Annotated in this window: 4 protein-coding genes; 2 read left to right on the forward strand and 2 right to left on the reverse strand. The window is 64.5% G+C overall.

Going from position 1 to position 4,422, the window contains the following annotated elements; all coding sequences use genetic code 11:
• Nucleotides 1-1,262: MFS transporter (locus EN939_RS22575; protein ID WP_127269785.1), on the reverse strand; the 1,262-nt coding region annotated here is incomplete at its 3' end.
• A gap of 147 nt (nucleotides 1,263-1,409) precedes the next feature.
• On the opposite strand from EN939_RS22575, the gene EN939_RS22580 reads away from it, so the two are divergent.
• Both EN939_RS22580 and EN939_RS22585 read left to right on the forward strand, forming a co-directional pair.
• Entirely contained in the window at nucleotides 1,410-2,303 is an 894-nt protein-coding gene (locus EN939_RS22580) for a LysR family transcriptional regulator (protein ID WP_127269787.1), read from the forward strand.
• 129 nt (nucleotides 2,304-2,432) lie between these two features.
• Entirely contained in the window at nucleotides 2,433-3,512 is a 1,080-nt protein-coding gene (locus EN939_RS22585; protein ID WP_127269789.1) for a siderophore-interacting protein, read from the forward strand.
• Between the two features lie 7 nt (nucleotides 3,513-3,519).
• On the opposite strand, the gene EN939_RS22590 is transcribed toward EN939_RS22585, so the two are convergent.
• The coding region (locus EN939_RS22590; protein WP_164751149.1) for an AbrB family transcriptional regulator at nucleotides 3,520-4,422 on the reverse strand (903 nt) is incomplete at its 5' end.

A 4,422-nucleotide genomic window follows, 5' to 3' on the forward strand; every position in this document is an offset into this window, starting at 1 on the left:
GCGGTAAAGCCGGAAAGGGTCGCCATGACGATCGCCAGCGCCACGCCCTCGCAAGCGACGCGGGTGGTGTTGAAGATGCCGACCGCCATGCCGGCGCGCTCTCTCGGCACGACACTGACGGCGAGCCCGTCCATCAATCCCCAAGGCAAAGCGATGCCGACGCCGATCAGCATCAGCGGCGCCACCAGCGCACTATCGACCGGTGGTGTCAGGCTTAGCCAGACAAGCCCGGCGGCAGCGACGAGCAGGCCGACGCCGCAGATCGTGGCCCGCGCGATCCAGCGCGCCAGCTGTCCGGCGAGCATCGGCAGGATCAGCAGCGGGCCTGATAGGCAGATCATCAATTGCCCGGCCTTGATCTCGCTCATACCCTCGATGCCGATGAAGCGGATCGGCAACAGGACGAGCAGGACGACGAAGGCGTAAGCGGGTGCCGCAGCCAGAAACTGGACGCCGACGAAGCGGGGATAGGCAAACAGCGTGAGATCGAGCATCGGCCGTTGTGCTCGCCGCTCGACAACGACGAAGGCGACAAAACAGATGGCAGAAGCGGCCAGAAGGGAGACGACGAGGGGATCGGCCCAGCCGCTCTGCGGGGCCTGGAGCACGCCATAGGTCAGCGACGCCAGCGCGATCGTGAAGGTGCCGGCTCCCGCCCAATCTAGGCCCGTCGCATCCGGGTCGCGCGATTCCCTGATGGTGCGCAGGCCGAGCATGGCGGCGGCAATCGCGAGTGCTGCAACCAGAAGAAAGATCGACCGCCAGCCGAATGCAGAGATGAGCAGGCCCGACGCGATTGGGCCGAAGGCGAGGCCGATACCGAAACTGGTGCCGAGGAAGCTGAAGGCGCGCAGCCGCAACGGCCCTTCGAATTCCTGGGCAAGTGCCGAGGCGCCGCCAGCGAAGGCGGCCGCACTGCCGATACCCTGCGCGGCGCGGAAAATGTCGAACCAGATGATGTCCGGCGCCAGCATCGCGCCCAGCGACGCCAGGACATAGAGGGAGAGGCCGACGAGGAAGAGGCGCTTGCGCCCATGATTGTCGGCCAGAGCGCCCGACGCCATCAGGGTGGCGCCGAAGGTCAGCATGAAGGCGTTTGTCACCCAGTTGAGCTCGATCGGACTGCCGCCGAGATCGGCCGCGATACGCGACAGAGCGACGGCCGGACCGGTGAAGGTCAAGGGCATCGTCATCGCGGCAAGGCACACGGACAAGAGCACGAGCCATCTCTCGGCAGAGCCGGTTGTGGTCCTGGAAGTCATGGATTTCCCTATCTGAAACAGTACTCGCCGGTGGCCCGCGCCATTGCGGAGCCGGTCGTGATGACAAGATAGGTCGTCGGCATTTCAGGAAAAATGGTGTTATATCTCCTGGTATATCGGACTGAAACGCTCGAATGGAATGACGCAATGGATCGTCTCAACGGGCTCCTGGCCTTCGCCCGCACCGCCGAATTCGGCAGTTTCGTCGCCGCCGGGCGGGCGCTTGGCATCTCGGCTTCCGCTGTCGGCAAAAGTGTCGCCCGGCTCGAGCAGGAACTCGGCGTGCGGCTCCTGCAGCGCAGCACGCGGCGCATTGGCCTGACGGAAGAGGGCAAGCTGTTCAACGAGCGGGTGCGCCGCATCCTCGACGACATCGACGATGCCGAGGCGATGCTGTCGCAGACACGGGAAACACCGCGTGGGCGGCTGCGCATATCCACCCCGATCGTCACCTATCATCTGCTGCTGCCGGTGCTGTCGGAGTTCATGGCACGCTATCCCGAGATCGAGCTCGACATCGATTTCAACGACCGGATCGTCGACGTCATCGACGAGGGTATCGATGTCGCGATCCGCAGCGGCGAACTGCCGGATTCGCGCCTTGTGTCGAGACCCGTTGCGCCCTTTCGCATGCTGCTGTGCGCGGCGCCCTCCTACCTGGACCGCCATGGCGCCCCCAGCGTGCCGGCTGATCTCATCAGACATTTCGGCATAAACTTCCGCTTCCTGAACAGCGGCAGGCTGCTGGAGTGGCCGTTCACTACCGGAAGCGCCGAACCGCAGATCCGCTCGATGCTGACCTGCAACAACATGGAAGCCTTGAAGGGCGCCACGCTCGCCGGCCTCGGCATAGCTTGCATGCCGGATTTCCTGGTGCGCGAGGCGCTGCACGAAGACAGGCTGCGTACCGTCCTCGATGGTCATGTCGACGGCCGTGGCCAGTTCCGGATGCTGTGGCCCTCCAATCGCCATCTGTCGCCGAAGGTGCGCGTCTTCGTTGATTTCCTTCCCGAGCGACTTGCTGCGACAAGCGGCTCGTAGCCAACTCATCGAATAAATATGATTATTATTGTCATGTTTATGTGGAAACATCGGAGCGGCTGTGGCATGCCGCTGACGGTGAGGGTGCCGCGCGGCGCCTTGCCCGAACCGTTTCGAAGGACTTGAGCGATGGACCAACTTAGCGCGCAAACCCGGATCAGCGACGCGGCGATCAGATCGGTGATGGACCGGCTGCGCGCAGAGCACAGCGAATTCGAGATCGACACTGGCGTTGCCGACCAGTGGGAGCTCCGCCTCTACTACGGCTCGTTGAGCGCTACGCTCGATGATGAAAGCGTGCTGATCCGCGTCGCGGCGACAGACGAAACCTGCCTGTCCTACATGAAGATGACGGTCGCCGGCCATGTCGCCGAACATCTCGGCACGACCAAGGGCATCCATTGGCAAGGCGACGGCAGCGACGCCGGTACTCCGGTCTTCTTCCGCGAGATCACGGTGATGTCGTCGACGCGGATATCGGCGCATATGCAGCGCCTGCGCTTCGCCGGCAAGGATCTCGGCCGATTTAGCCATGGCGGCCTGCACATGCGGCTGCTGCTGCCGCCGCCTGGCCGCCGGCTGGTTTGGCCGACGATGGGCGCTGACGGCTTGATCGTCTGGCCTTCTGGCGACGATGCGCTTGCTGTGCGGGTCTACACGATCCGGGCGCTGGATGCCGCAAGCGGTTGGCTCGATGTCGATTTCGTGTTGCACCCCGGCCAGAACACGCCCGCCGCCACATTCGCGCAAAACGCACGGGCGGGAGACGTCATCGGCATGATCGGACCCGGCGGCGGCGACGCCCCGGTGGCGCAGACCTTGCTTCTGCTCGGCGACGACACCGCGCTGCCCGCCATCGGCAGGATTTTGGAGCATCTGCCGCCATCAACACGTGCCGAGGCGCTGATCGAGGTCGATAGCCCGGATGACCGAATAGCGCTGGCGCAAGGGGACAATATCGACATCACCTGGCTTTACCGGCGCGGCCTCGAGGCCGGCACCGCGGGCCTATTGTCGACCGCCTTGCGTGAGCGCAATCACATGGCGCTTGCCGACGGCCTGTACGTCTGGGCAAGTTGCGAATTCGGCGATTTCCGGGAGATACGCAAGATCGTGCGCAAGCAGTGGGGCCTGCCGCGCGACCGGCACCTGGTTACGGCCTACTGGCGTCGGGATGCGCATAGCGTGGGCGAGGGCGGCGAGGACTAGTCGCTGCTTATTGCCTGACGCTTCTGGCCACCAGCCGAGCGACGCTCGGGCCGACCAGCAGCACGATCAGGAAGCGTGCCGATTGCAGGGCCATGACGAAGGAGATGTCGACGTTCTGCGCGGCGGCGGCGATGATGGCGATGCTGTCCATGCCGCCGGGGCTGGTCGCCAGATAGGCGGTCAGCGGATCGATGCCCAGGAGATGGCTGATCAGGAAGGCAAGGCCGCCGCAAAAGGCGATCAGCGCCACGATCGAGGCGATGATCTGCGGCAATGCGCGCGTTGCATGGCGCAGGATCGCCGTTGTGAAGTTCAGGCCGATCGACCAGCCGACCATGGCGTAGCTGACGGCCAGCAGCCATTGCGGCAATTGCATCTCCACGCCCAAGCCAAGATGGACGACGGTGCCGAAGATAAAGGTGCCGAGGAAGAAGGGCGAGGGCAGCCGGAAAATCTTTCCCGACAGGCCGCCAACCAGCGCGATGCCGATGGTGGCGGCGAAGGCCTGGCGGTCGATCGGCGGAAACCAGACGATGGGCGGGATTTCGACGCCCGAGGTGTCGACCCACATCTTGGCAACGAGTGCTGCGGTCATCGAGACGAATATGACGCGCAGATATTGCATGAAAGCGACGAGGCGCTGGTCGGCACCGAAGGCACCGGCCATCAGCACCATGGCGGTGGCCGCACCCGGCGACGAGCCCCAGACGGCGGTGGTGCCGGGCAGGATGCGCCAGCGGCTGATCAGCCAGCCGAGCAGGCTGGAGGCAGTGACGGTCGCCACCACGACGCCTAAAAACAGCGGCCATTCCTGGTAGAAGACCGGAAAGATGTCGGCCGAGATCGAGCTGGCGACGAGGCAGCCGACGATCGCCTGGGCGGCGCCAAACAGAAGACGCGGCACACGCAC

The organism is Mesorhizobium sp. M7A.F.Ca.CA.002.05.1.1 (assembly GCF_003998335.1).
Classification (GTDB): domain Bacteria; phylum Pseudomonadota; class Alphaproteobacteria; order Rhizobiales; family Rhizobiaceae; genus Mesorhizobium.